The organism is Escherichia sp. E2661 (genome assembly GCF_004745185.1).
Lineage (GTDB): Bacteria > Pseudomonadota > Gammaproteobacteria > Enterobacterales > Enterobacteriaceae > Escherichia.
The window spans coordinates 53,202-77,020 of record NZ_PDIG01000033.1 but is presented as its reverse complement, the minus strand read 5'-3'; the positions used below and the strand labels follow the sequence as shown (position 1 = coordinate 77,020).

Here is a 23,819-nt window from a genome sequence, read left to right as displayed (position 1 = left end):
TAAAGATTCAAAAATTTGTGCAAATTCACAACTCAGCGGGACAACGTTCAAAACATTTTGTCTTCCGTACCCACAATCAGGTATCCTTTAGCAGCCTGAAATGGCCGAGTAGTACATATTCATTGAGTCGTCAAATTCATAAACATTATGCCATTGGCTGAAAATTACGCAAAATGGCATAGACTCAAGATATTTCTTCCATCATGCAAAAAAAAATTTGCAGTGCATGATGTTAATCATAAATGTCGGTGTCATCATGCGCTACGCTCTATGGCTCCCTGACGTTTTTTTTAGCCACGTATCAATTATAGGTACTTCCATGTCGAGTAAGTTAGTACTGGTTCTGAACTGCGGTAGTTCTTCACTGAAATTTGCAATCATCGATGCAGCGAATGGTGAAGAGTACCTTTCTGGTTTAGCCGAATGTTTCCACCTGCCCGAAGCACGTATCAAATGGAAAATGGACGGCAATAAACAAGAAGCGGCTTTAGGTGCAGGCGCCGCTCACAGCGAAGCGCTCAACTTTATCGTTAATACTATTCTGGCACAAAAACCAGAACTGTCTGCGCAGCTGACCGCTATCGGTCACCGTATCGTACACGGCGGTGAGAAGTATACCAGCTCCGTAGTGATCGACGAGTCTGTTATTCAGGGTATCAAAGATGCAGCTTCTTTTGCACCGCTGCACAACCCGGCTCACCTGATCGGTATCGAAGAAGCACTGAAATCTTTCCCGCAGTTGAAAGATAAAAACGTTGCTGTATTTGACACGGCGTTCCACCAGACTATGCCGGAAGAGTCTTACCTCTACGCCCTGCCGTACAACCTGTACAAAGAGCACGGCATCCGTCGTTACGGCGCGCACGGCACCAGCCACTTCTATGTAACTCAGGAAGCGGCAAAAATGCTGAACAAACCGGTAGAAGAACTGAACATCATCACCTGCCACCTGGGCAACGGTGGTTCCGTTTCTGCTATCCGTAACGGCAAATGCGTTGATACCTCTATGGGTCTGACTCCGCTGGAAGGCCTGGTAATGGGTACTCGTTCTGGTGACATCGATCCGGCGATCATTTTCCACCTGCACGACACCCTCGGCATGAGCGTTGATGCCATCAACAAACTGCTGACCAAAGAGTCTGGCCTGCTGGGTCTGACCGAAGTGACCAGCGACTGCCGCTATGTTGAAGATAACTACGCGACGAAAGAAGACGCGAAGCGCGCAATGGACGTTTACTGCCACCGCCTGGCGAAATACATCGGTGCATACACCGCGCTGATGGATGGTCGTCTGGACGCTGTTGTATTCACCGGTGGTATCGGTGAAAACGCTGCGATGGTTCGTGAACTGTCACTGGGCAAACTGGGCGTGCTGGGCTTTGAAGTTGATCGCGAACGCAACCTGGCTGCACGTTTCGGCAAATCTGGTTTCATCAACAAAGAAGGTACCCGTCCTGCGGTGGTTATCCCAACCAACGAAGAACTGGTCATCGCGCAAGACGCGAGCCGCCTGACTGCCTGATTTCACACCGCCAGCCCAGCTGGCGGTGCTGTTTTGTAACCCGCCAACCGGCGGTAACGAAAGAGGATAAACCGTGTCCCGTATTATTATGCTGATCCCTACCGGAACCAGCGTCGGTCTGACCAGCGTCAGCCTCGGCGTGATCCGTGCAATGGAACGCAAAGGCGTTCGTCTGAGCGTTTTCAAACCTATTGCTCAGCCGCGTACCGGTGGCGATGCGCCCGATCAGACAACGACTATCGTGCGTGCGAGCTCTTCCACCACGACAGCCGCCGAACCGCTGAAAATGAGCTACGTTGAAGGTCTGCTTTCCAGCAATAAAAAAGATGTGCTGATGGAAGAGATCGTCGCGAACTACCACGCTAACACCAAAGACGCTGAAGTGGTTCTGGTTGAAGGTCTGGTACCGACACGTAAACACCAGTTTGCCCAGTCTCTGAACTACGAAATCGCCAAAACGCTGAACGCGGAAATCGTCTTCGTTATGTCTCAGGGCACCGACACCCCGGAACAGCTGAAAGAACGTATCGAACTGACTCGCAACAGCTTCGGTGGTGCCAAAAACACCAACATCACTGGCGTTATCGTTAACAAACTGAACGCACCGGTTGATGAACAGGGTCGTACTCGCCCGGATCTGTCCGAGATTTTCGACGACTCTTCCAAAGCAAAAATCAACAATGTTGATCCGGCGAAGCTGCAAGAATCCAGCCCGCTGCCGGTTCTCGGCGCTGTGCCGTGGAGCTTTGATCTGATCGCGACTCGTGCTATCGATATGGCACGCCACCTGAACGCCACCATCATCAACGAAGGCGACATCAACACTCGCCGCGTGAAATCTGTCACTTTCTGCGCACGCAGCATTCCACACATGCTGGAGCACTTCCGTGCAGGTTCTCTGCTGGTAACTTCCGCAGACCGTCCTGACGTACTGGTTGCCGCTTGCCTTGCTGCCATGAACGGCGTAGAAATCGGCGCCCTGCTGCTGACTGGCGGCTACGAAATGGACGCGCGCATTTCTAAACTGTGCGAACGCGCTTTCGCTACCGGCCTGCCGGTATTCATGGTAAACACCAACACCTGGCAGACTTCTCTGAGCCTGCAGAGCTTCAACTTGGAAGTTCCGGTTGACGATCACGAGCGCATCGATAAAGTTCAGGAATACGTTGCTAACTACATCAACGCTGACTGGATTGACTCTCTGACTGCCACTTCCGAGCGCAGCCGTCGTCTGTCTCCGCCTGCGTTCCGTTATCAGCTGACCGAACTGGCGCGCAAAGCGGGCAAACGTATCGTTCTGCCGGAAGGCGACGAACCGCGTACCGTTAAAGCAGCCGCCATCTGTGCTGAACGTGGTATCGCAACTTGCGTACTGTTGGGTAACCCGGCAGAGATCAACCGAGTTGCAGCGTCTCAAGGCGTAGAACTGGGCGCAGGCATTGAAATCGTTGATCCAGAAGTGGTTCGCGAAAAATATGTTGCTCGTCTGGTCGAACTGCGTAAGAACAAAGGCATGACCGAAACCGTTGCCCGCGAACAGCTGGAAGACAACGTGGTTCTCGGTACCCTGATGCTGGAACAGGATGAAGTTGATGGTCTGGTTTCCGGTGCTGTTCACACCACCGCAAACACCATCCGTCCGCCGCTGCAGCTGATCAAAACTGCACCGGGTAGCTCTCTGGTATCTTCCGTGTTCTTCATGCTGCTGCCGGAACAGGTTTACGTTTACGGTGACTGTGCGATCAACCCGGATCCGACCGCAGAACAGCTGGCTGAAATCGCCATCCAGTCCGCGGATTCCGCCGCAGCCTTCGGTATCGAACCGCGTGTGGCTATGCTCTCCTACTCCACCGGTACTTCTGGTGCAGGTAGCGACGTAGAGAAAGTTCGCGAAGCAACTCGTCTGGCGCAGGAAAAACGTCCTGACCTGATGATCGACGGCCCGCTGCAGTACGACGCTGCGGTAATGGCTGACGTTGCGAAATCTAAAGCGCCGAACTCTCCGGTTGCAGGTCGCGCTACCGTGTTCATCTTCCCGGATCTGAATACCGGTAACACCACCTACAAAGCGGTACAGCGTTCTGCCGACCTGATCTCCATCGGGCCGATGCTGCAGGGTATGCGCAAGCCGGTTAACGACCTGTCCCGTGGCGCACTGGTTGACGATATCGTCTACACCATCGCGCTGACTGCGATTCAGTCTGCACAGCAGCAGTAATCTCGTCATAATCCGCAGCCTTACTGCTGCGGATATCAGAACCGGAAATAGCCACTATTTCCGGTTTTTTATTCTCTTAATTTGCATTACTCCTTTCTGATTATCTTGCTTAACTGCGCTGCATCAATGAATTGCGTCATCTCACTTTGCATACTTACCACTTTGTCTTGTGCAAGGGAAAATTTGCGCTATGTCAGCAATCACTGAATCCAAACCAACCAGAAGATGGGCAATGCCCGATACTCTGGTGATTATCTTTTTTGTTGCTATTTTAACCAGTCTCGCCACCTGGGTTGTTCCGGTGGGAATGTTTGACAGTCAGGAAGTGCAATATCAGGTTGATGGTCAGACAAAAACACGCAAGGTTGTAGACCCTCACTCATTTCGCATTCTGACCAACGAGGCGGGCGAACCAGAGTATCACCGCGTGCAACTGTTCTCGACGGGCGATGAACGTCCCGGCCTGATGAACTTCCCGTTTGAAGGGCTAACCTCTGGCTCGAAATATGGGACCGCCGTTGGCATCATCATGTTTATGCTGGTGATTGGCGGCGCGTTTGGCATCGTGATGCGTACAGGAACTATTGATAACGGCATCCTGGCGCTTATCCGCCACACACGAGGGAATGAAATTCTTTTCATTCCGACGTTATTTATTCTCTTTTCACTCGGTGGTGCGGTATTTGGCATGGGGGAAGAGGCAGTCGCCTTTGCCATCATCATCGCGCCACTCATGGTACGGCTGGGTTATGACAGTATCACCACCGTCCTGGTAACCTATATCGCTACGCAAATCGGTTTTGCCAGCTCGTGGATGAACCCGTTCTGCGTGGTCGTCGCCCAGGGGATCGCTGGTGTTCCGGTGCTTTCTGGCTCCGGTTTGCGCATCGTGGTATGGGTAATCTCTACTCTGATTGGCCTGGTCTTCACCATGGTGTACGCCTCACGGGTGAAAAAGAATCCTCTGTTGTCACGCGTTCATGAGTCCGATCGTTTCTTCCGCGAAAAACAGGCGGATGTCGAACAGCGCCCATTTACCTTTGGTGACTGGCTGGTATTAATTGTTTTAACCGCCGTCATGATCTGGGTGATTTGGGGCGTTATCGTCAATGCCTGGTTTATTCCTGAAATTGCCAGCCAGTTCTTCGCTATGGGTCTGGTAATTGGCATCATCGGCGTTGTCTTCCGTCTGAATGGTATGACGGTAAACACCATGGCTTCATCATTTACCGAAGGCGCGCGAATGATGATAGCCCCCGCCCTGCTGGTTGGTTTCGCCAAAGGGATTTTGCTGCTGGTAGGTAACGGCGAAGCCGGTGATGCCAGCGTACTGAATACCATCCTCAACAGCATTGCCAATGCCATTAGCGGCCTTGATAACGCGGTCGCGGCGTGGTTTATGCTGCTCTTCCAGGCGGTATTTAATTTCTTCGTGACATCCGGTTCTGGCCAGGCCGCGTTAACCATGCCGTTACTGGCACCGCTTGGCGATCTGGTCGGCGTTAACCGTCAGGTTACCGTGCTGGCCTTCCAGTTTGGCGATGGCTTCAGTCATATCATTTACCCGACCTCGGCTTCATTAATGGCCACGCTCGGTGTTTGCCGGGTGGACTTCCGTAACTGGATCAAAGTGGGGGCAACACTGCTTGGACTGCTGTTTATTATGTCCAGCGTGGTGGTGATAGGCGCCCAGTTGATGGGCTACCATTAAAAACGTTAAGAGCCGCGATTGCGGCTCTTAGATTGATGACAACGGAAAAATTGCCTGATGCGCTACGCTTATCATGCCTACATGGCCCATGCAATATATTGAATTTGCAATATTTTGTAGGCCGGATAAGGCATTTACGCCGCATCCGGCATAAACAAAGCGCACTTTGTCTACAACCTGAGAGCCGCAACTGCGGCTCTTTTTTCATTCTGCCGTTTCAGTCTCTACGGCTTCATTGTTGGCATTGCGCTTCATCCACAACGCCAAAGCTTTTAGCGAGTCTGGAGTGAACTCATCGCAACGCGCGGTGATTTCTTCTGGCGTCAGCCAGCAGACCTCGCTGACTTCATCTTCCTGAAGGGCGAAGGGACCGTGAGAAACACAGCTGAACAACGCGCCCCAGACACGGCAATTTTTGTCTTCAAAATAGAACTGTCCGTGCTCGGCAAAGGGGACACCAGCAATGCCCAACTCTTCTTCCGCTTCGCGACGTGCGGATTCCAGCAGTTGTTCATCAGCCTGGACCACACCACCAGCAGTAGCATCTAACATGCCGGGTAAAAAGTCTTTTGTCTCGGTACGACGCTGGACCAGAATTTTGCCCATACCATCATGCACGACGATGTAAGTTGCACGATGACGCAGACACTGTGCCCGCATTTGTTCCCGGCTGGCTTGTGCAATGACTTCGTTATCTTCATTGACAATATCCACCCATTCAGTACTTGCCAAACGACGCTGTTCCATTATCAGGAAACCTTCTTTTTCTGGCGCTCTTACGGCGCATTTTGAGTTGTTGGGTAAATTACGGATTAATCGCGACCTGCGCAATGATACTTTGATCATTGAGTGCGATTACGCTTAGTACGTCATCTTCGAGCATGCCGTAGCTCGCCAGATTGCCGCCTTTCGGAATGCTAACCGAACCGGGGTTGAAGTGGAAAATCTCCCCCCGCGGCTCCGCCACCGGCAGATGGGTATGACCATACACCAGCACGTCGTTCTGGTTTAACGCCGGCAGATTATCCGGGCCAAACAGATGCCCATGTGTCAGAAACAGGCGCTGTTTTTCCAGCAACACCTGTTGCCATGGCGCGGTCATTGGGAAATGCAGCAGCATTTGGTCCACTTCACTGTCGCAGTTGCCACGTACAGCGATGACTTTATGCGCCACTTCATTCAACCGTTCCGCCACCTTTGCCGGTGCATAGCCCTCCGGTAAAGCATTGCGTGGGCCGTGATTCAGCACGTCGCCAAGAATCACCAGCCACTGCGCGCCGCTTTGGGCAAACAACTCCAGTACACGTTCCGTCGCCGGTAACGACCCATGAATGTCCGATGCAAACATCAGTTTCATCACTCACTCCTCGTCGAAAAAACGTAAGCTATGATACTGGATTCTGTCGCTGCTATCAGCCAGATTGCTTTGCTGAAAGTGCAATAAAACGCTGAACTGAAGCCCGCTGCCACTGGAATGCCGCATAATCCACCAGACGCTCCGGCACCTCATCGCCGTGCAGCACCAGACGATTAATCATTAGCGCTAAATCAGTGTCGGCAATGCACCACTCGCCAAACAAATTAGGCTGGTTATGCGTCAGTAAATGTTCTGCCATTGCGAACAGTTTCTGCGCGCTGGCTTTTCCCTCCGCCGTTAGCGGTGCTTTTTTTACGCCAGCAAAAACGACATCCGTCGAACGCTCTTCACGCAGAGGCATCAGGTCGCTTCGCAGCCATGCCTGAATCTGCCGTGCACGCGCCCGGTTTTGCAGATCTAATGGATAAATGCGTTCCCAGGTCGGCGGCGCAAAACGGTCTTCCAGATATTCCGCTATGGCAGAGGATTCACTCAACTCAAAATCATCAATCTGTAACAAAGGCACGCGGCGTGTCTGCCCGTAACCTTGCCACGTCGGCTGTAAATGTTCACCGCTGTCAAGGTCGATAGTCTTTATATGAAAAGGTAGTCCTTTCTCCTGCAACGCCACCCAGGCGGATAACACATAGGGTGAGAAAAAATGGGCATCTGACCAAAGCGTGATAGCGGGTTTACTCATTATATCCTCGGCGATAAAGGGGCTTGCTCTCAAACTATAGAGCCTTTTTGTCACGGTTACTTGATGAAAACTTACACAAGTCGCTGCGCTTTCTATACTTGATGTGTTCAGATTATTAGATAACCGGAGCTGCAATGATCGATCTCTATTTCGCCCCAACACCGAATGGTCACAAAATTACGTTGTTTCTCGAAGAGGCGGGACTGGATTATCGTTTAATCAAGGTTGACCTGGGGAAAGGCAGTCAGTTTCGCCCGGAGTTTTTGCGCATATCGCCGAACAATAAGATTCCGGCAATTGTTGATCATTCACCGACTGATGGCGGCGGACCGTTAAACCTCTTTGAGTCAGGTGCAATTTTGTTGTATCTGGCAGAAAAAACGGGACTATTTTTAAGTCACGACCCGCGTGAGCGCGCCACCACCTTACAATGGTTATTCTGGCAGGTTGGCGGCCTGGGGCCAATGCTCGGACAGAATCATCATTTTAATCATGCTGCGCCACAGACTATTCCTTACGCTATTGAACGTTATCAGGTTGAAACCCAGCGTCTGTATCACGTACTCAATAAGCGCCTGGAAAACGCCCCCTGGCTTGGCGGCGAAGATTACAGCATTGCGGATATTGCCTGTTGGCCGTGGGTAAATGCATATGCTCGTCAGCGGATTGACCTTGCTATGTACCCGGCAGCGAAGAACTGGCATGAGCGGATCCGTTCGCGCCCTGCCACCGGGCAATCACTATTAAAGGCTCAATTGAATGATGAGATCTCAGATAGTTAACTGAGAAAGGTTCTCGTGTATTATTCCTGTCTAAGTAAAACAACAGGGAACCTGCAATGTCACAACCTGCCGCTATTATTCGTATAAAGAACCTTCGTTTACGTACATTTATCGGAATTAAGGACGAAGAGATTAACAACCGTCAGGATATCGTTATCAATGTCACGATCCACTACCCCGCCGATAAAGCGCGTACCAGTGAAGATATTAATGACGCGCTGAACTATCGCACCGTCACCAAAAACATCATTCAACACGTAGAGAATAACCGTTTCTCTTTGCTGGAAAAATTAACTCAGGATGTGCTCGATATCGCACGTGAACATCACTGGGTAACCTATGCTGAAGTGGAGATCGATAAACTGCACGCGCTGCGCTACGCCGATTCGGTATCAATGACCTTGAGCTGGCAGCGTTAACCGCCATATCGGGAGGCTGCATGAATATAGTGATCACCGGAGGGACGGGATTAATTGGTCGCCATTTAATCCCGCGTTTGCTGGAGTTGGGCAATCAGGTCACAGTGGTGACGCGTAACCCGCAGAAAGCCAGTTCAATCCTCGGCCCCCAGGTGACACTATGGCAAGGGCTTGCCAATCAAAGCAACCTCAACGGCGTTGACGCGGTAATCAACCTGGCTGGCGAACCGATTGCCGACAAACGCTGGACTCGCGAGCAAAAAGACCGACTGTGCCAAAGTCGCTGGAATATTACCCAAAAACTGGTGGATTTAATTAACGCCAGCGACACGTCGCCGTCGGTCCTTATTTCCGGTTCGGCGACGGGATATTACGGTGATTTAGGTGAAGTTGTCGTTACCGAAGAAGAGCCTCCGCATAACGAATTTACCCATAAACTCTGCGCTCGTTGGGAAGAAATTGCCTGTCGGGCGCAAAGCGACAAAACGCGAGTGTGCCTGCTGCGTACCGGTGTAGTACTGGCACCAGATGGCGGTATTCTCGGCAAAATGCTGCCGCCGTTTCGCCTCGGTTTAGGTGGCCCGATTGGCTCTGGTCGGCAGTATCTGGCCTGGATTCATATCGATGATATGGTCAACGGGATTCTCTGGCTGCTGGATAACGATCTACGCGGACCGTTTAATATGGTTGCCCCCTACCCGGTACGTAATGAACAATTTTCCCATGCGCTCGGCCATGTACTGCATCGCCCGGCAATTATGCGCGTCCCCGCGACTGCCATTCGGCTGTTAATGGGCGAATCTTCAGTTCTGGTGTTAGGTGGACAACGCGCGTTACCTAAAAGGCTGGAAGAAGCGGGTTTTGCGTTTCGCTGGTACGATTTAGACGAGGCGCTGGCGGATGTCGTTCGCTGATGTGGTTTACCGCGAACATCCGCCAGTTAGTGCCTGGTAATTCAGAATTAGTGGCTTTTCGCCAAAAGGTCGTCTGGCGAAAGTCGGGTCAACATCAGGATGACTTCGCGGTCAAATCCTTTTTCCAGCATCTCCTGAGCAATTCGCAGGGCTTCTTCGTGTTTGCCCTGCATTGCGCCTTCTTCACGTAATCTGTCAGCAATGGTCATCAGTTTCTCCTTTTCTTGTGGTGCACGTTCCGCTATCTCACCAATAAATGAGCGGAAGCGCTGGGCATCCCCCGTTTGTAATACGTAATTAAACAGGGCTTTTAGCTGCCTGTCATTAGTGTTGCCTGTAATAAGCAGAGAAACTATTTGATCGACTAATCCCAACAGATCGCGCTGGCGAATATGTTTCTGCATTAACTCCAGCAACGCCATTTTGCGGTGTTGCATAATCTCGTCATCCGGCACTACGGTAATATCCACCAGCGGAAAAGCCGATGAATAAATTTGGCGGGCAATAGCAGGTTCTGCAAATTCATCAAGCCAACATAGAGAATAAGGATAAGGACTTCTGCAACCATGATAAAACAGCATCGGGATCACCAAAGGCAGTTCTTTATAGCCTGCATCAAGATGGTTTTGCATTGCCGCGATAGAATAGCGCATCATGCGAAAAGCCATTAATTCTTCCGCCTTACTTTGGTGCTCAATGACGACATAAATATATCCCATCCCTTCATCAGTTTTCACTGACCACAAGATGTCGGAGTAATATTGCCGCAGGTTTTCATCAATAAAACTGTTTGGTTCCAGTTTTAACGTCGATAAATCGCAAAGTTTACGTAGCGGCGCAGGAAGGTGAATATCAATAAAATCCCGTGCGGTGTCCGGATGACGTAAAAAGGATTTAAATACCGCATCATGCGGTGTGGAAGTTGTCGATATGGTCATGGCGTTCCGTCACCCCTCAAATTTAAGATGACGAGACAATAACCACCCTTTATAAGCAATGCAGCAGGCAGTTTTTATATCTGGACAGCGAATTCAGAACTATTTTAAGTGAACTGCAATATATACATGTCAATGGAAGCTAACTCGCAAATTAGCCTTGAAAATACTCCGGCAGCATTAGCCACCGGAGAGGAAATTATTTCAGCGATCCCTTAAGGAACTGTTGCAAACGAGGACTTTGCGGGTTGCCAAATAATTGTTCTGGCGCACCCTCTTCTTCGATTTTCCCCTGATGGAGGAAAATAACATGTGTGGAGACATGGCGAGCAAATTCCATTTCGTGGGTTACCACCACCATCGTTTTCCCCTCTTCCGCCAACTGCTGCATAATGCGCAGCACTTCGCCCACCAGCTCTGGGTCAAGGGCCGATGTAGGTTCATCAAACAGCAGAACTTCTGGTTCCATTGCCAGCGCCCTTGCGATGGAAACACGCTGTTGCTGACCGCCAGAAAGGTGCACCGGATATTTCCCCTGCGCACGTTCGTCTATGCCGACTTTCGCCAGATATTTCACCGCCCGCTCGCGCGCTTCCTGCTTGCTCAGGCCCAGCACCTGAATCGGCGCTTCCATGACGTTTTCTAACACCGTCATATGACTCCAGAGATTGAAGTGCTGGAACACCATCGTCAAACGCGTGCGCAGTAAGCGCAGCTGATTTTTATCGGCGACTTTGAGTTGGCCGTCTTTATCCCGCACCAGATTGATAGTCTGGCCGTTAACCACGATCGAGCCTTCACTCGGTTTTTCGAGGAAGTTAATGCAACGCAGAAAGGTACTTTTCCCCGATCCCGACGATCCGATGATGCTGATCACATCCCCGGCGTTCGCTTGCAGTGACACCCCTTTCAGCACTTCATGTTCGCCGTAGCGTTTGTGCAAATCGATAACGTTTAATTTATTCTCGGACATCGTATTCTCAGTGCGTTGAAGAAGGTTTCACATGCTGCAACCAGCGTTTTTCCGCTTTACGGAACAGGCTTATCAGGACATAAGAGATGATTAAATAGAGCACCGCGGCAATGCCGAAGGCGGTAAAAGGTTGGTACGTGGCGGCGTTAATATCGCGGGCAATTTTCAGCAGGTCCGGCACCGTGGCTGTAAACGCCAGCGCAGTCGAGTGCAGCATCAGGATCACTTCATTGCTGTATGCCGGTAGAGCAATACGCAGGGCAGAAGGCAAAATAATGCAGCGATACATTTTAAAGGTCGAGAAACCATAGGCTCTGGCAGCTTCAATTTCCCCGTGCGGCACCGAGCGGATCGCTCCGGCAAAAATCTCGGTGGTGTAAGCACAAGTGTTAAGCGTCAGCGCCAGCACGGTACAGTTCAGGCCACTGCGGAAGAAAGCGTTAAGGAACTCGGTCCCTTTAACAATCTCCAGCGTGTACATGCCGGAATAGAACACCAGCAACTGTACATACAGCGGCGTACCGCGAAAAATATAGGTAAATAACCAGATTGGAAATTGGATGTATTTATTGCTGGAGACGCGACCAATCGCCAGAAACAGCGCCAGAATTCCGCCCATCACTACCGACAAAATCAGCAGCCAGAGGGTGATTGCCACGCCGGTAAAGCGGTAGCCGTCGGTCCACAGCAGTGGTTTCCAGTATTCCTGAATGATTTCGATCACAGGTCAGCCCTCTTCACACCCACGGAGTAGCGGCGCTCAAGGAACAGCAGCACACCATTGGAAACGGTGGTGAAAACCAGATAAATCACGCCACAGACGATGGCGAAATAGAACGGTTCCCAGGTACTTTTGCCTGCCAGTTGGGTGGCTTTCACCACATCTTCCAGGCCGAGTAACGAAACCAGGGCGGTAGATTTGAGGATCACCTGCCAGTTGTTGCCAATGCCCGGCAGAGCGTAACGCATCATCGCCGGAAACATAATCCGCCGAAACACTTGCCCACGAGTAAAACCGAACGCCGTCGCCGCCTCTATTTGCCCTTTCGGCACCGCCATAAACGCGCCACGGAACGTTTCGGTGAAGTAAGCACCGTAAATAAAACCCAGGGTGATAATACCGGCAACCATCGGGTCGATATCAATCTGTCCGACGCCCATCGCCTCCGTCACCGTATTTAACGCAATCTGCAAACCGTAAAATATCAGCAGCATCAACACTAAATCCGGCACACCACGAATCAGCGTGGTATATCCTTCGAAAATCAGCTCCGATAGTCGATTTTGCGAAAGCTTACCGCCAGCGCCAATTAAACCGATGATTACAGCGAGCACTACAGAGCTGATGGCCAGCTCCAGCGTGACGAGCGCACCCTGTAAAATAACACCTGAAAACCCATACAACATGCAGCCTGTCCTGTCGTGTGTGGTGAATTTCCTGCCTCTTGTCTCCCTCCGGTTACCCGAAGGGAGCGGGCTTTCTTTCACCGATGGTGATTAACCACCATAAACATCAAAATCGAAGTACTTTTTCGCTAATTTCTCGTAAGTACCATCAGCGCGCATTTCGGCAAAGGCTTTGTTCAGTGCCTCGCGCAGTTCGTTATCTTCTTTACGCAGGCCCATGCCGGTGCCTACGCCAAACAGTTTTTCATCTTTAACAGACGGGCCACCGAATTTGTAATCTTTACCAACGGGCTGTTTGAGGAAACCTTCACTCGCGGCAACTTCGTCCTGGAACGCGGCATCAATACGCCCGGCAGTCAGGTCAGAATAAATGTTGTCCTGCCCCTGATAAGAGACGATTTCAATGCCTTTTGGCGCCCAGTGCTCGTTACCAAATGTCTCCTGGGTCGTGCCCTGCAATACGCCCACCCGCTTGCCTTTCAGCGATTCTACTGTCGGCTGAATGTCGGAATTTTTCGCCACAACCAGGCGAGAATCGGCGGCGTACAATTTGTCGGTGAAGGCTATTTCCTGCTGACGTTTTTCGGTGATGGAAAGCGATGACATGATGGCGTCAATCTTCTTCGCTTTTAATGACGGAATTAACGCATCCAGCGGGTTTTCGACAAATGTACATTGCGTATTGATGCGTTTGCACAGTTCCTTCGCCAGGTCGATATCAAAGCCAACCAATTCACCTTGTGAATTTTTTGATTCAAACGGTGCATAAGTTGGGTCAGTACCGATGCGAATATTTTGCGGAATAGCAGCAAAAGCAGCAGTCGCGCTGGAGAAGGCCAGAACCAGAGAGAGCGATAGCACCAGTTTTTTTCATAATGTCCTCAACTGACAGTCTTTTAATAGGGAATATTTACAGGTTTGTTACACTTATCGTGCCATAAAATTGACCAACAAGGCAAAATATCCTAGCCAGTTAATCGTATTATTTTTCATTAAAATTGCTTAAGTATGCATTTCAATGCACCACGATAGTGCAACAAACCTATAATGCACCATGATAATGACGCTATCAGATGCAGCTTCCCTGCGACGTATCAGTCACCATAGACATTAAAATCGAAGTACTTTTTCGCCATCTTGTCGTAAGTACCATCCTGGCGCAGCTCGCCAAGTGCTTTGTCAAAGGCGGCTGTCAGTTCGGCATCATCTTTACGCAGCCCGACACCGGTACCGTCACCGAAGTATTTTTTGTCTTTCACTGATGGGCCTGCAAAGGCGAACTCTTTACCGGCAGGTGCTTAAGGAATCCTTCACTGGCGGCGACTTCATCTTGTAACGCAGCATCCAGACGCCCCGCAGCAAGATCGGAATAGACTAAATCCTGGTTGGCATAGGCCACAACATCAATACCTTTACTGCGCCAGGTATCGTTAGCGTAGGCTTCCTGAGTGGAGCCTTGCAGCACTCCGACATGTTTACCTTTCAGTGAATCCAGCGTTGGCTGAATCGGCGAACCTTTGGCGGCAATCAAACGGGAATCCGCGGCGTACAACTTGTCAGAGAAAGCAATCTCCTGCTGACGTTTATCGGTAATGGAGAGCGACGAAATAATGGCGTCGATTTTTTTCGCTTTCAGTGAGGGGATCAGCGCGTCAAAGTCACTGGCAACCCAGGTACATTTCACCTGCATCCGTTTGCACATCTCGTTACCGAGATCGATATCAAAGCCAACAAAGTCACCTTTGGCATCTTTCGATGAGAACGGTGCATAGGTGGTATCCGTTCCGATACGTACCGTCTCCGGCAGCGCCGCGTAGCTGGAAGCTGCTGCGGAGATACCGACTAACAAAGACAGAGCGAGAATCGACTTCTTCATACATAACCCTCAAGTGAAATGGCTTTTTATATTGTGTATTGTGTTTGCAGGCTCGTTCATGCAGGTCTTATGCCATCTTGCCGACAGCAGCAACATTCAACGTAAAATATGTTAATAAGACGTTGCATTATTGTCCTGAAATTGAAGATAGCAGGTATGGCGGTTGAATCGCAGCGTTTCGATTCAATGGAAGGAACAAAATGTCGAGGATTTGATCGCGGTTGCAAAATTGCCCTGAAACAGGGCAACAGCGGAGTTAAGCGCCCTGCCAGCGGGCAAAGAGATCTTCGGGAAGGGTTATCGAAAACTGGTCAAGAACACGGTTAACCGTCTGATTTATCACATCATCAAGGGATTGCGGGCGATGATAAAACGCCGGAACGGGAGGCATAATCACCGCACCGATTTCAGCCGCCTGAGTCATTAAACGCAGGTGGCCTAAGTGCAACGGTGTTTCACGCACGCAGAGCACCAACGGGCGACGCTCTTTCAGCACCACATCTGCCGCGCGGGTCAACAGGCCATCGGTATAGCTATGGACAATGCCGGAAAGGGTCTTGATTGAACAGGGTAAAATCACCATGCCCAGCGTCTGGAAAGAACCAGAAGAGATGCTGGCAGCAATATCGCGCGCATCATGAGTTACATCGGCTAACGCCTGCACTTCGCGCAGGGAAAAATCCGTTTCGAGGGACAAGGTCTGGCGCGCCGCCTGGCTCATGACCAGATGCGTTTCGATGTCTGCAACATCGCGCAGAACCTGTAATAAGCGCACGCCATAAATCGCGCCGCTGGCACCACTGATGCCTACAATGAGTCGTTTCATAGAGAGTTGCCCTGTCAGACTTGCTGGCAGACTTTGCAGGATTTCGGCGGGAGTTGCAAGTCAGGGTGCCAGACTGGCACCCTGAGCGAAGGCATCATCCTTCGTTATGCATTTCCAGGTTTTCCACTTCGTTCTGACGTTGCAATGCTTTGGCGTCGTCATTACGTAAGGTATCGAGGAAATCGAGATAGCCCTGATCAACATCTTTGGTGACGTAGACGCCGTTGAACACCGAGCATTCAAACTGCTGAATGTCCGGGTTTTCCGCGCGGACGGCTTCGATCAGATCGTTGAGATCCTGGAAAATCAAACCGTCAGCACCGATGATCTGGCGAATTTCATCCACTTCACGACCGTGGGCGATCAGCTCCGTGGCGCTCGGCATATCGATACCGTAAACGTTCGGGAAGCGAATTTCCGGTGCCGCAGAAGCGAGGTACACTTTCTTCGCTCCGGCTTCGCGTGCCATCTCGATAATTTGTTCAGAGGTGGTGCCGCGCACAATGGAGTCATCAACCAGCAGGACGTTTTTATCGCGGAACTCCGCGCGGTTGGCGTTCAATTTACGGCGCACAGATTTACGACGCAGTTGCTGACCCGGCATGATGAAGGTACGACCAACATAGCGGTTTTTAACAAAGCCCTGGCGGTACGGTTTGCCCAGAATTCGGGCAATTTCCAACGCGATATCGCAGGAAGTTTCCGGAATCGGGATCACCACGTCGATATCCAGATCTTCCCATTCACGGGCAATTTTCTCGCCCAGTTTCGTGCCCATATTCACACGCGCGCTGTAAACGGAAATTTTGTCGATGAACGAGTCAGGACGGGCAAAGTAAACATACTCAAACAGGCACGGATTGCTGACCGGATTGTCAGCACACTGACGGGTAAACAACTGCCCTTCTTCAGTGATGTAAATCGCTTCGCCTGGGGCGACGTCACGCAGGAACTCAAAGCCCAGCGTATCGAGCGCAACGCTTTCGGAAGCGACCATATATTCTGTGCGATTCTCGTCGATATCGCGTTTCCCCAGTACCAGCGGACGAATACCGTTAGGATCGCGGAAGGCGACCATACCGTGACCGATAATCATCGCCACACAGGCATACGCGCCGCGAATTTGGCGGTTAGTCGCGGCAATGGCGGAGAAAATGTTATCGGCTTCCAGCGGGTAGTGGCGGAAGTTATCCAGCTCGCTGGCGAAGATATTCAGCAGAATTTCCGAGTCGGAAGTGGTGTTGATGTGGCGGCGTTTTTCTTCAAACAGTTTTTTACGCAACTCGTGAGCGTTGGTCAGATTGCCGTTGTGGGCAAGCGTAATACCATACGGAGAGTTAACGTAAAACGGCTGCGCTTCAGAGGCACTTGAGCTGCCAGCCGTAGGGTAACGCACATGACCAATGCCCATATTGCCCTGCAAACGCTGCATATGGCGAGCTTCAAATACATCGCTCACCAGCCCGTTCGCTTTACGCAAACGGAAGCAGTTATTGGCATCTATGGTGATGATGCCAGCGGCATCCTGACCGCGATGCTGAAGCACCGTTAAGGCATCATAAATCGACTGGTTAACCGGCATAACACCGGCGATACCGACAATACCGCACATACGTCTTTTTCCTCGTTAAGCCACATCTCAGAGCACTTACGCCCTGGGCAAGAAACTTGACGAGCTTTGCAGATAATCAAAAAACCATCTGATGATAAAACTGAACTGCGGGATCAGCTGTGATTTGCTCCAGTCTTCGCTTTTCGACACTCCAGTAAAGGAGTCGAGAAAGAAGAGAATGGCAGCAACAATCAACACACCGCGCAACGCACCGAAGCAGACGCCCAGCACCCGATCGGTGCCTGACAACCCCGTTTTTTCCACCAGCTGGCCTATCACGAAGTTCACGATAGCACCAACGATCAGGGTAGCGATAAACAGTACCGCGATGGCAATCCCATTTCGAACCAGTTCGTCTTCAAAGCCCGTAAACCAGACTGACAGGTAAGTGTAGTAATGACTGGCAACAAAGAAAGCACAACCCCATGTCACCAGCGATAACGCTTCACGAACAAAGCCGCGGATCAGGCTAACCAGAGAGGAAAAAGCAATCACCGCGATTATGGCGTAATCAATCCAGACCATATGTGTCCCACGATTTTACGCCCTGTCATCCTGTTCGGGGCGCATTCTAACAGAAAAAGAAAACGTTTGCGTAGGGATTTCCTTCCCGCGCATCAATAAAAATGGCGCTGAAAAAATATTCAACGCCATCGACTTTTTATGCCTTTGCGGCATCGGGCAACCATTGTCGGATGCGGCGTGAACGCCTTATCCGACCTACTATTCGCCCCCTGCGTAGGCCTGATAAGACGCGCTAGCGTCGCATCAGGCAACGGCTGTCGGATGCAGCGTGAACGCCTTATCCGACCTACAGTTCTGCTCCAGAACAGGCCTGATAAGACATGCTGGCGTCGCATCAGGTAAAACCGTATTAATTCGGCGTGTAGCCATAACCACGCCGCTCAAACCAGAGATCTGCTTCAGTTCGCCAAGCGAACCTTTCAGCTTATCTTTTGAGGCATCTGGCCCCACGAGAATACGGGTGATTTTACCCTGCACTGGCGTTGACGGCGAAGTATAAACCCGATATCCCGCGCCACGCAGCTTACCGACAATCTCATTCACTTTATCGGCATTTTTCAGCGCGCCCAGTTGCACAACATAGGCTTTACCCGTCGGCGCTGCTTTTTCTTCAACAACCGGCTTCGGTTCTGGCTTCGGCGGGGGCGGCACTTCAACCTTCGGCTTAGGCGGATCCACCGGTTTCGGTTTCGGTGGAGCGACCGGTGCAGGCTCCGGTTCAAACACGGTATTATTGGCCGCAATGGTTGTCGGGTCGAGCGAAGGCGCTGCGGCATCACCTGCCCGCACCTCTTCTGCCGCGCCTTCTGGCGGCTGTGTCGGCAACGCCTGAGTGGCGGCTGGCATCATATCTGGCTCGTCACGATCGCCCGCTTTCGGCACCAGCGGGATCGCTGCGAACTCATCCTGATAATGTTTTTTCTGCCCATCAAGCAATCCTGGAAGCACAATAACTCCCAGAGCTACCAGCACAATAGTGCCAACTAACCGATTCTGAAACTTACTCGCCACCGCTTCTCCTCGCGTCAATCACTTCCATGACATGTGCGACCGTATGGAACGAACCACACACCAGCACGGTATCTTCCGGTTTAGCGTCCGCCATTGCGGCTTCCCATGCCTGCGCAACGCTATCGAATGGTTTGCCGTTCCCCAGATGCTCAAGCAGTTGTGCTGCCGTGGCACCGCGCGGCCCTTCCAGTGGCGCACAATACCAGTCATCAACCACGCTTTTCAACCAGGCCAGTGTTCCGGCAATATCTTTATCATGTAGCATACCGATAACCGCCAGCACGCGCCCGTTTTTCGGTAACGCTTTCATGCGTCCGGTAAGATATTCCGCCGCATGAGGATTATGGGCGACATCAAAAATAACGCGTGGCGTCTCGCTCACAATCTGGAAACGTCCAGGCAAAATTGCGCTGGCAATACCGTCACGAATTGCCTTTTCACTGACTTCCAGGCCGCTGGCACGCAGTGCCGCCAGCGCTGTTGCGGCATTCGGTTGCGGGACAAGTGGCAACGGTAACCCCCCCAACGTGCCGTGAGCATCGGTAAATGACCAGTCATGGTCAGTGACGGAATAATTCCACTCAACGCCACAACGTTGCAACAGTGCGCCTTTCTCCTGTGCTACATCGGCAATGGTGTAAGGCATTTCCGGTTCACCGACGATTGCCGGTTTTTCGCTACGGAAGATCCCCGCTTTCTCACGACCAATGCTTTCACGATCTGGCCCCAGCCAGTCGGTATGATCCAGCGCAATACTAGTCACCACGGCAACATCAGCATCGACAATGTTAGTCGCATCCAGACGACCGCCCAGACCTACTTCCAGAATCACCACATCGAGTTGCGCCTCTTTGAACAACCACAATGCCGACAGCGTACCGTATTCAAAATAAGTCAGAGAAATATCGCCGCGCTCGGCCTCAATCTCGGCAAAAGAAGCCGTATGGGCCGACTCCGCCAGTTCTTTGCCCTGTATACGAACGCGCTCTGTATAACGCACCAGATGCGGCGAGCTGTACACACCCACTTTGTACCCTGCCGCCATCAGAATCGACTCCAGCGTACGGCAGGTCGTGCCTTTACCATTAGTTCCCGCAACGGTAAACACAAACGGTGCAGGTTTAAGGACGCCAAGACGCGCGGCAACCTGGCTGACGCGCTCAAGGCCGAGATCGATAGTTTTACTGTGCAGGTTTTCCAGATAAGAAAGCCACGAAGCCAGAGGCGACGCGGCTTGAAGAGTGCGTTTGATAATCATGGTATCCGCTGATTCGTTACGGGGAGAATAAATAGCAAAAGGGCAGAGCCAGTGGCCCTGCCCTTATCAGTTATCAGGCCTCTGGTTCCTGATCCGGCACCGGTGGCACCACTTCGCCTTCACGCGGCGCATCAGGATTAGGCGCTGGCAGATTCATCAGCTTCGCCAGAATGCTAGCCAGTTTCAGGCGCATTTCCGGTCGACGGACGATCATATCGATGGCGCCTTTCTCGATCAGGAATTCACTGCGCTGGAATCCTGGCGGCAGTTTTTCGCGAACGGTCTGTTCGATAACGCGAGGACCGGCAAAGCCGATTAACGCTTTCGGTTCAGCAATATTGAGATCGCCCAGCATCGCGAAGCTTGCAGAAACACCGCCCATCGTCGGGTCGGTCAGCACGGAGATGTACGGTAACCCGCGCTCCTGCATTTTCGCCAGTGCCGCAGAGGTTTTCGCCATCTGCATCAGCGACATTAACGCTTCCTGCATACGTGCGCCACCAGAAGCGGAGAAGCAGATCAGCGGGCAGTTATCTTCCAGCGCCTGCTCAACGGCACGCACGAAACGAGCGCCAACCACTGAACCCATTGAACCGCCCATAAAGGCGAATTCGAATGCCGCAGCGACAACCGGCATACCGTACAGAGTGCCTTTCATCACCACCAGCGCGTCTTTTTCGCCGGTTTCTTTCTGCGCAGAGGCCAGACGGTCTTTATACTTTTTGGAGTCACGGAACTTCAGCACATCTTTCGGCTCAAGCTCGCTACCCAGCTCCACAAGGCTGCCTTCATCTAACAAGCTATGCAGGCGGTTACGCGCCGACATACGCATGTGATGGTCACACTTCGGACAGACCTCAAGATTACGTTCCAGTTCAGCGCGGTATAAAACCTGACCGCAGCTATCACACTTAGTCCACACACCTTCAGGAATGCTCGCCTTGCGGGTGGGAGTAATGTTGCTTTTAATTCGTTCAATCCAGCTCATTAGGGACCTTTCTGTCTGAACCTGGTTCGATGCCAGTTTTATCTTTGGGGACGCATAATGCCATTTTTGCCCCCAACAGACCATGAATGTTGCACATTAAAACATAACAGCCCGAAACTTTGGATAAAAAAGTGGTCGAACCGCGGAGTTACTTTTTATTTTGCGGCGCGTGCCGCAGCGCGTTTGTGACGAATAAATTCGAAAACCCCAGGCAATATTGAAACAAAAATAATGCCAACAATCATCAGTTTAAGGTTACTCTGAATGAAGGGGAGCGTGCCGAAGAAATAACCTGCGTAGGTAAAAATCAGTACCCACAACAGTGCACCAATCACGTTAAAAGCGGCGAAATGACGATACGACATGTGGCCCATTCCCGCAACGAACGGCGCGAACGTTCTGACGATCGGTACAAAACGGGCGAGAATAATTGTTTTGCCGCCATGTCTCTCGTAAAACTGATGAGTCTTATCAAGATAACTACGACGGAAAATTTTCGAATCCGGATTACTGAACAGTTTGTCACCAAATAACCGCCCAATGGTGTAGTTGACCGCATCACCCACAATTGCAGCAATCAACATCAGTACCACCATCATATGGACGTTGAGATCATTAGTCTCCAGAGATGCCAACGCGCCAGCGACAAACAGCAACGAATCACCAGGCAGGAAAGGCGTTACCACCAGCCCGGTTTCACAGAACAGAATCAAAAACAGAATGGCATAAACCCAGACGCCGTACTCTGCGACCAGCTCCGCCAGATGCACATCAATATGCAAAATAAAATCGATGAGGAAATAAATCAGGTCCATAATTGCCTATGCCTTGTACTCTTCATTTCTCAGGCTGTAACTGCGTTGGCTACAGCCTGAAATTTTTAGAGCATTATTCTCATTAGTCCGCCAGAAACAGCGGGCCCATTGGCGGTTTTGGAAGATCAAATCGGTCAGGGTAATCTACCGCAACCAGATACAGCCCTTCCGCTTTCGCCGTTGCTGCCGCCAACGTTCTGTCCTTTGCCGCTAACAGCTCTGCTATCCAACTCTCTGGCTGGTTGTGGGCGCCTACTTCCATCAGGCTACCGACAATATTCCTCACCATATGATGTACAAAGGCATTCGCTTTGATATCTATCACCACATAAGGACCATGTCGCGTGACGTTAATATGCATAACGTTGCGCCACGGCGTTCGGGACTGGCACTGCACCGCGCGAAATGAGGTGAAATCATTCTCGCCCAACAAGCATTGCGCAGCCCGATGCATCCGTTCGGCATCCAGCGGTTCGTAGAAGTGGGTCACACCTTTACTCAACACCGCCGGGCGCAGCCGATGATTGTAGATGATGTAGCGATAACGGCGAGCCGTGGCGCTAAATCGGGCATGAAAATCATCAGGTACAGCTTTAACCCAACGCACAGCGATGTCACCAGGTAAATTCGCATTTACGCCTAATGTCCACGCGGCGTCTTTGCGCTGCGCGGTGGTTTCGAAATGCACTACCTGCCCGGTGCCGTGTACGCCTGCGTCAGTACGCCCGGCGCAGAAGACGGTGATGGGCTCGTTCGCCACCTGGGAGAGCGCCTTTTCCAGCTTCTCCTGCACACTGCGGACTTCGTTCTGCCGTTGCCAGCCGTAATACCTACTGCCGTCGTACTCAATGCCCAGCGCAATTTTATAAACTGGCGGTTGTTGCTGGTCGGACATTAGTACAGATACTCCTGCACCAGTTTCTCGGCGATTTTCACTGCCATCAGTGCGCCGCCAAAACGGACGTTATCGGCCACCGACCAGAACTGGATTTGCTCTGGAATACCGTAATCATTGCGCACGCAGCCCACAGAAAGATGCGGCGTACCGGAAGCGTCACCCACCTGCGTAGGGAATTCGTTCTCTTCGGAAAGCACAATATCTTCGCCCTGGGTAAAGGCATCACGCGCTTCTTCTGCCGCCAGCGGACGCAGAGCTTCAAAGTTGACCATCTGGGCATGACCGTAAAATACCGGTGCCTGCACGACGCTTGCCGAAATCATCAGCCCTTCGTCCTGCATGATTTTGCGCACTTCATCGACGATACGACGTTCTTCGCGCACGCTACCTTCCCTGTCCGGCAGTAACGGCAGCATGTTGAACGCCAGCTGACGTCCGAAGAAATCTTCTTCGTCAATCGGAATACCGTTGAGCAATTTCGCACTCTGCCCCGCTAACGCATCGACTGCTTTTTTGCCCTGTGCGGAGGCTGAAATCAGGCTGGTAACGCTAATACGCGACAATCCGCCCTGATCGATTAACGGTTTCAGAGAAGCCAGCAGCTGGCTGGTCAGGCTGTCCGGTACGGCGATGACATTACGGTTACGGTAATCAGCAAGTACAAACGGGTTTACTTCCGGCACCACCAGCGGTACGTCGGGTTCGAGAGCGAACAATCCGCTGCTGTCGATAACCAGGCAGCCTGAGTTGGTTGCTTCTTCAACCCAGGTCGCGGTCGCTTCTTTGCCTGCGACAAAAAACGCCAGTTGCGCCTGCGTCCAGTCAAATTCGGCGGCATCCTGCACGGTGATTGTCTTACCACCAAAGCGCAGATGTTCGCCTGCGCTTTCGTTACGTGCCAGTGCATAAATTTCCCCAACCGGGAACTGACGTTCAGCCAGCGTTTCAATCAGGGCTTCGCCCACAGCGCCAGTTGCGCCCAGGACGGCAATGTTCCAGCCTTCAGACATGGTGGTTTACTCCAGAAAATGCAAAGCTCCCTGCCTATGTTACAGCAGAGAGCATGAAGAAG

General features: G+C 51.5%; 22 protein-coding genes and 2 pseudogenes. 6 read left to right on the top strand and 18 right to left on the bottom strand.

Annotated elements, in window-relative coordinates; translation table 11 throughout:
* The first annotated feature begins 319 nt into the window (after positions 1-319).
* The 3 genes from ackA (at position 320) to yfcC (ending at position 5,451) form a co-directional block, all read left to right on the top strand.
* The gene (ackA, locus tag CRI63_RS16200) at positions 320-1,522 is read left to right on the top strand and encodes an acetate kinase (protein WP_130207228.1); all 1,203 of its coding nucleotides are present in this window, start codon (positions 320-322) and stop codon (positions 1,520-1,522) included.
* Positions 1,523-1,595: 73 nt separating this feature from the next.
* Positions 1,596-3,740, top strand: coding sequence for a phosphate acetyltransferase (pta, locus tag CRI63_RS16195; RefSeq protein WP_135520103.1), 2,145 nt, complete (start codon positions 1,596-1,598; stop codon positions 3,738-3,740).
* A 190-nt stretch (positions 3,741-3,930) separates the two neighbouring features.
* The gene (yfcC, locus tag CRI63_RS16190) at positions 3,931-5,451 is read left to right on the top strand and encodes a putative basic amino acid antiporter YfcC (RefSeq protein WP_135520102.1); all 1,521 of its coding nucleotides are present in this window, start codon (positions 3,931-3,933) and stop codon (positions 5,449-5,451) included.
* 204 nt (positions 5,452-5,655) lie between these two features.
* Here yfcC and yfcD read toward each other — a convergent pair whose 3' ends face one another.
* The 3 genes from yfcD to yfcF are packed head-to-tail and all read right to left on the bottom strand — an operon-like array spanning position 5,656 to position 7,508.
* Positions 5,656-6,198 (bottom strand): NUDIX hydrolase YfcD, encoded by a 543-nt coding sequence (gene yfcD / locus CRI63_RS16185; protein WP_130207234.1) that lies wholly within the window; start codon positions 6,196-6,198, stop codon positions 5,656-5,658.
* 58 nt (positions 6,199-6,256) lie between these two features.
* The gene (gene yfcE / locus CRI63_RS16180) at positions 6,257-6,808 is read right to left on the bottom strand and encodes a phosphodiesterase (RefSeq protein ID WP_135520100.1); all 552 of its coding nucleotides are present in this window, start codon (positions 6,806-6,808) and stop codon (positions 6,257-6,259) included.
* A gap of 55 nt (positions 6,809-6,863) precedes the next feature.
* Positions 6,864-7,508, bottom strand: a complete 645-nt coding sequence (gene yfcF, locus CRI63_RS16175) for a glutathione transferase (RefSeq protein WP_130216958.1) — start codon at positions 7,506-7,508, stop codon at positions 6,864-6,866.
* Between the two features lie 134 nt (positions 7,509-7,642).
* Here yfcF and yfcG point away from each other — a divergent pair, with 134 nt between their 5' ends.
* Genes yfcG through CRI63_RS16160 form a run of 3 tightly spaced genes read left to right on the top strand, consistent with a single transcriptional unit; the run spans position 7,643 to position 9,623 of the window.
* Positions 7,643-8,290, top strand: coding sequence for a GSH-dependent disulfide bond oxidoreductase (gene yfcG / locus CRI63_RS16170; protein WP_135520098.1), 648 nt, complete (start codon positions 7,643-7,645; stop codon positions 8,288-8,290).
* A 56-nt stretch (positions 8,291-8,346) separates the two neighbouring features.
* Positions 8,347-8,709, top strand: coding sequence for a dihydroneopterin triphosphate 2'-epimerase (gene folX / locus CRI63_RS16165; RefSeq protein WP_130207240.1), 363 nt, complete (start codon positions 8,347-8,349; stop codon positions 8,707-8,709).
* Between the two features lie 20 nt (positions 8,710-8,729).
* On the top strand, positions 8,730-9,623 hold the full coding sequence (locus tag CRI63_RS16160; RefSeq protein WP_135520096.1) for a TIGR01777 family oxidoreductase: 894 nt from the start codon (positions 8,730-8,732) through the stop codon (positions 9,621-9,623).
* Positions 9,624-9,670: 47 nt separating this feature from the next.
* Here CRI63_RS16160 and CRI63_RS16155 read toward each other — a convergent pair whose 3' ends face one another.
* The 15 genes and pseudogenes from CRI63_RS16155 to CRI63_RS16085 form a co-directional block, all read right to left on the bottom strand.
* Complete coding sequence (locus tag CRI63_RS16155; RefSeq protein ID WP_135487477.1) at positions 9,671-10,561, bottom strand: Rpn family recombination-promoting nuclease/putative transposase; 891 nt, start codon at positions 10,559-10,561, stop codon at positions 9,671-9,673.
* Between the two features lie 196 nt (positions 10,562-10,757).
* On the bottom strand, positions 10,758-11,531 hold the full coding sequence (hisP, locus tag CRI63_RS16150; protein ID WP_130216950.1) for a histidine ABC transporter ATP-binding protein HisP: 774 nt from the start codon (positions 11,529-11,531) through the stop codon (positions 10,758-10,760).
* Positions 11,532-11,538: 7 nt separating this feature from the next.
* Complete coding sequence (locus CRI63_RS16145) at positions 11,539-12,255, bottom strand: ABC transporter permease (RefSeq protein WP_135520094.1); 717 nt, start codon at positions 12,253-12,255, stop codon at positions 11,539-11,541.
* A complete protein-coding gene (gene hisQ, locus CRI63_RS16140) occupies positions 12,252-12,938 on the bottom strand; it encodes a histidine ABC transporter permease HisQ (RefSeq protein ID WP_135520092.1) in 687 nt (228 codons plus the stop codon). The genes CRI63_RS16145 and hisQ overlap by 4 nt, the downstream gene beginning before the upstream one ends.
* A 90-nt stretch (positions 12,939-13,028) precedes the next feature.
* Positions 13,029-13,802 carry a histidine ABC transporter substrate-binding protein HisJ gene (gene hisJ, locus CRI63_RS16135; protein WP_032177859.1) on the bottom strand — a complete coding sequence of 258 codons (774 nt, stop codon included), beginning with the start codon at positions 13,800-13,802 and terminating at the stop codon, positions 13,029-13,031.
* Between the two features lie 230 nt (positions 13,803-14,032).
* Positions 14,033-14,814 (bottom strand): annotated as a pseudogene (argT, locus tag CRI63_RS16130) (lysine/arginine/ornithine ABC transporter substrate-binding protein ArgT).
* Between the two features lie 256 nt (positions 14,815-15,070).
* Entirely contained in the window at positions 15,071-15,640 is a 570-nt protein-coding gene (ubiX, locus tag CRI63_RS16125; protein ID WP_130216946.1) for a flavin prenyltransferase UbiX, read from the bottom strand.
* A 94-nt stretch (positions 15,641-15,734) separates the two neighbouring features.
* Complete coding sequence (gene purF / locus CRI63_RS16120) at positions 15,735-17,252, bottom strand: amidophosphoribosyltransferase (protein ID WP_130207254.1); 1,518 nt, start codon at positions 17,250-17,252, stop codon at positions 15,735-15,737.
* 36 nt (positions 17,253-17,288) lie between these two features.
* Entirely contained in the window at positions 17,289-17,777 is a 489-nt protein-coding gene (gene cvpA, locus CRI63_RS16115; RefSeq protein WP_000262113.1) for a colicin V production protein, read from the bottom strand.
* A 349-nt stretch (positions 17,778-18,126) separates the two neighbouring features.
* Positions 18,127-18,788: pseudogene (dedD, locus tag CRI63_RS16110) on the bottom strand (cell division protein DedD).
* A complete protein-coding gene (gene folC / locus CRI63_RS16105; RefSeq protein ID WP_135520090.1) occupies positions 18,778-20,046 on the bottom strand; it encodes a bifunctional tetrahydrofolate synthase/dihydrofolate synthase in 1,269 nt (422 codons plus the stop codon). Before folC ends, dedD begins: the two are co-directional and overlap by 11 nt.
* A gap of 73 nt (positions 20,047-20,119) precedes the next feature.
* Complete coding sequence (gene accD / locus CRI63_RS16100; protein ID WP_064526523.1) at positions 20,120-21,034, bottom strand: acetyl-CoA carboxylase, carboxyltransferase subunit beta; 915 nt, start codon at positions 21,032-21,034, stop codon at positions 20,120-20,122.
* A 155-nt stretch (positions 21,035-21,189) separates the two neighbouring features.
* Positions 21,190-21,849 (bottom strand): DedA family protein, encoded by a 660-nt coding sequence (locus CRI63_RS16095; protein WP_000364330.1) that lies wholly within the window; start codon positions 21,847-21,849, stop codon positions 21,190-21,192.
* Between the two features lie 82 nt (positions 21,850-21,931).
* Positions 21,932-22,744, bottom strand: a complete 813-nt coding sequence (gene truA / locus CRI63_RS16090; RefSeq protein ID WP_135520088.1) for a tRNA pseudouridine(38-40) synthase TruA — start codon at positions 22,742-22,744, stop codon at positions 21,932-21,934.
* Positions 22,744-23,757: an aspartate-semialdehyde dehydrogenase gene (locus CRI63_RS16085; protein ID WP_130207262.1), complete on the bottom strand. Its 1,014-nt coding sequence runs from the start codon at positions 23,755-23,757 to the stop codon at positions 22,744-22,746. Before CRI63_RS16085 ends, truA begins: the two co-directional genes overlap by 1 nt.
* Between the last annotated feature and the right edge of the window lie 62 nt (positions 23,758-23,819).

Excerpts from the sequence above, each read along its gene's own strand:
- ackA (WP_130207228.1), top strand. The coding sequence starts at position 320 with ATGTCGAGTAAGTTAGTACTGGTTCTGAACTGCGGTAGTTCTTCACTG.
- yfcC (WP_135520102.1), top strand. The coding sequence starts at position 3,931 with ATGTCAGCAATCACTGAATCCAAACCAACCAGAAGATGGGCAATGCCC.
- yfcD (WP_130207234.1), bottom strand. The coding sequence starts at position 6,198 with ATGGAACAGCGTCGTTTGGCAAGTACTGAATGGGTGGATATTGTCAAT.
- yfcE (WP_135520100.1), bottom strand. The coding sequence starts at position 6,808 with ATGAAACTGATGTTTGCATCGGACATTCATGGGTCGTTACCGGCGACG.
- yfcF (WP_130216958.1), bottom strand. The coding sequence starts at position 7,508 with ATGAGTAAACCCGCTATCACGCTTTGGTCAGATGCCCATTTTTTCTCA.
- yfcG (WP_135520098.1), top strand. The coding sequence starts at position 7,643 with ATGATCGATCTCTATTTCGCCCCAACACCGAATGGTCACAAAATTACG.
- folX (WP_130207240.1), top strand. The coding sequence starts at position 8,347 with ATGTCACAACCTGCCGCTATTATTCGTATAAAGAACCTTCGTTTACGT.
- CRI63_RS16160 (WP_135520096.1), top strand. The coding sequence starts at position 8,730 with ATGAATATAGTGATCACCGGAGGGACGGGATTAATTGGTCGCCATTTA.
- CRI63_RS16155 (WP_135487477.1), bottom strand. The coding sequence starts at position 10,561 with ATGACCATATCGACAACTTCCACACCGCATGATGCGGTATTTAAATCC.
- hisP (WP_130216950.1), bottom strand. The coding sequence starts at position 11,531 with ATGTCCGAGAATAAATTAAACGTTATCGATTTGCACAAACGCTACGGC.
- hisQ (WP_135520092.1), bottom strand. The coding sequence starts at position 12,938 with ATGTTGTATGGGTTTTCAGGTGTTATTTTACAGGGTGCGCTCGTCACG.
- ubiX (WP_130216946.1), bottom strand. The coding sequence starts at position 15,640 with ATGAAACGACTCATTGTAGGCATCAGTGGTGCCAGCGGCGCGATTTAT.
- purF (WP_130207254.1), bottom strand. The coding sequence starts at position 17,252 with ATGTGCGGTATTGTCGGTATCGCCGGTGTTATGCCGGTTAACCAGTCG.
- cvpA (WP_000262113.1), bottom strand. The coding sequence starts at position 17,777 with ATGGTCTGGATTGATTACGCCATAATCGCGGTGATTGCTTTTTCCTCT.
- folC (WP_135520090.1), bottom strand. The coding sequence starts at position 20,046 with ATGATTATCAAACGCACTCTTCAAGCCGCGTCGCCTCTGGCTTCGTGG.
- accD (WP_064526523.1), bottom strand. The coding sequence starts at position 21,034 with ATGAGCTGGATTGAACGAATTAAAAGCAACATTACTCCCACCCGCAAG.
- CRI63_RS16095 (WP_000364330.1), bottom strand. The coding sequence starts at position 21,849 with ATGGACCTGATTTATTTCCTCATCGATTTTATTTTGCATATTGATGTG.
- truA (WP_135520088.1), bottom strand. The coding sequence starts at position 22,744 with ATGTCCGACCAGCAACAACCGCCAGTTTATAAAATTGCGCTGGGCATT.
- CRI63_RS16085 (WP_130207262.1), bottom strand. The coding sequence starts at position 23,757 with ATGTCTGAAGGCTGGAACATTGCCGTCCTGGGCGCAACTGGCGCTGTG.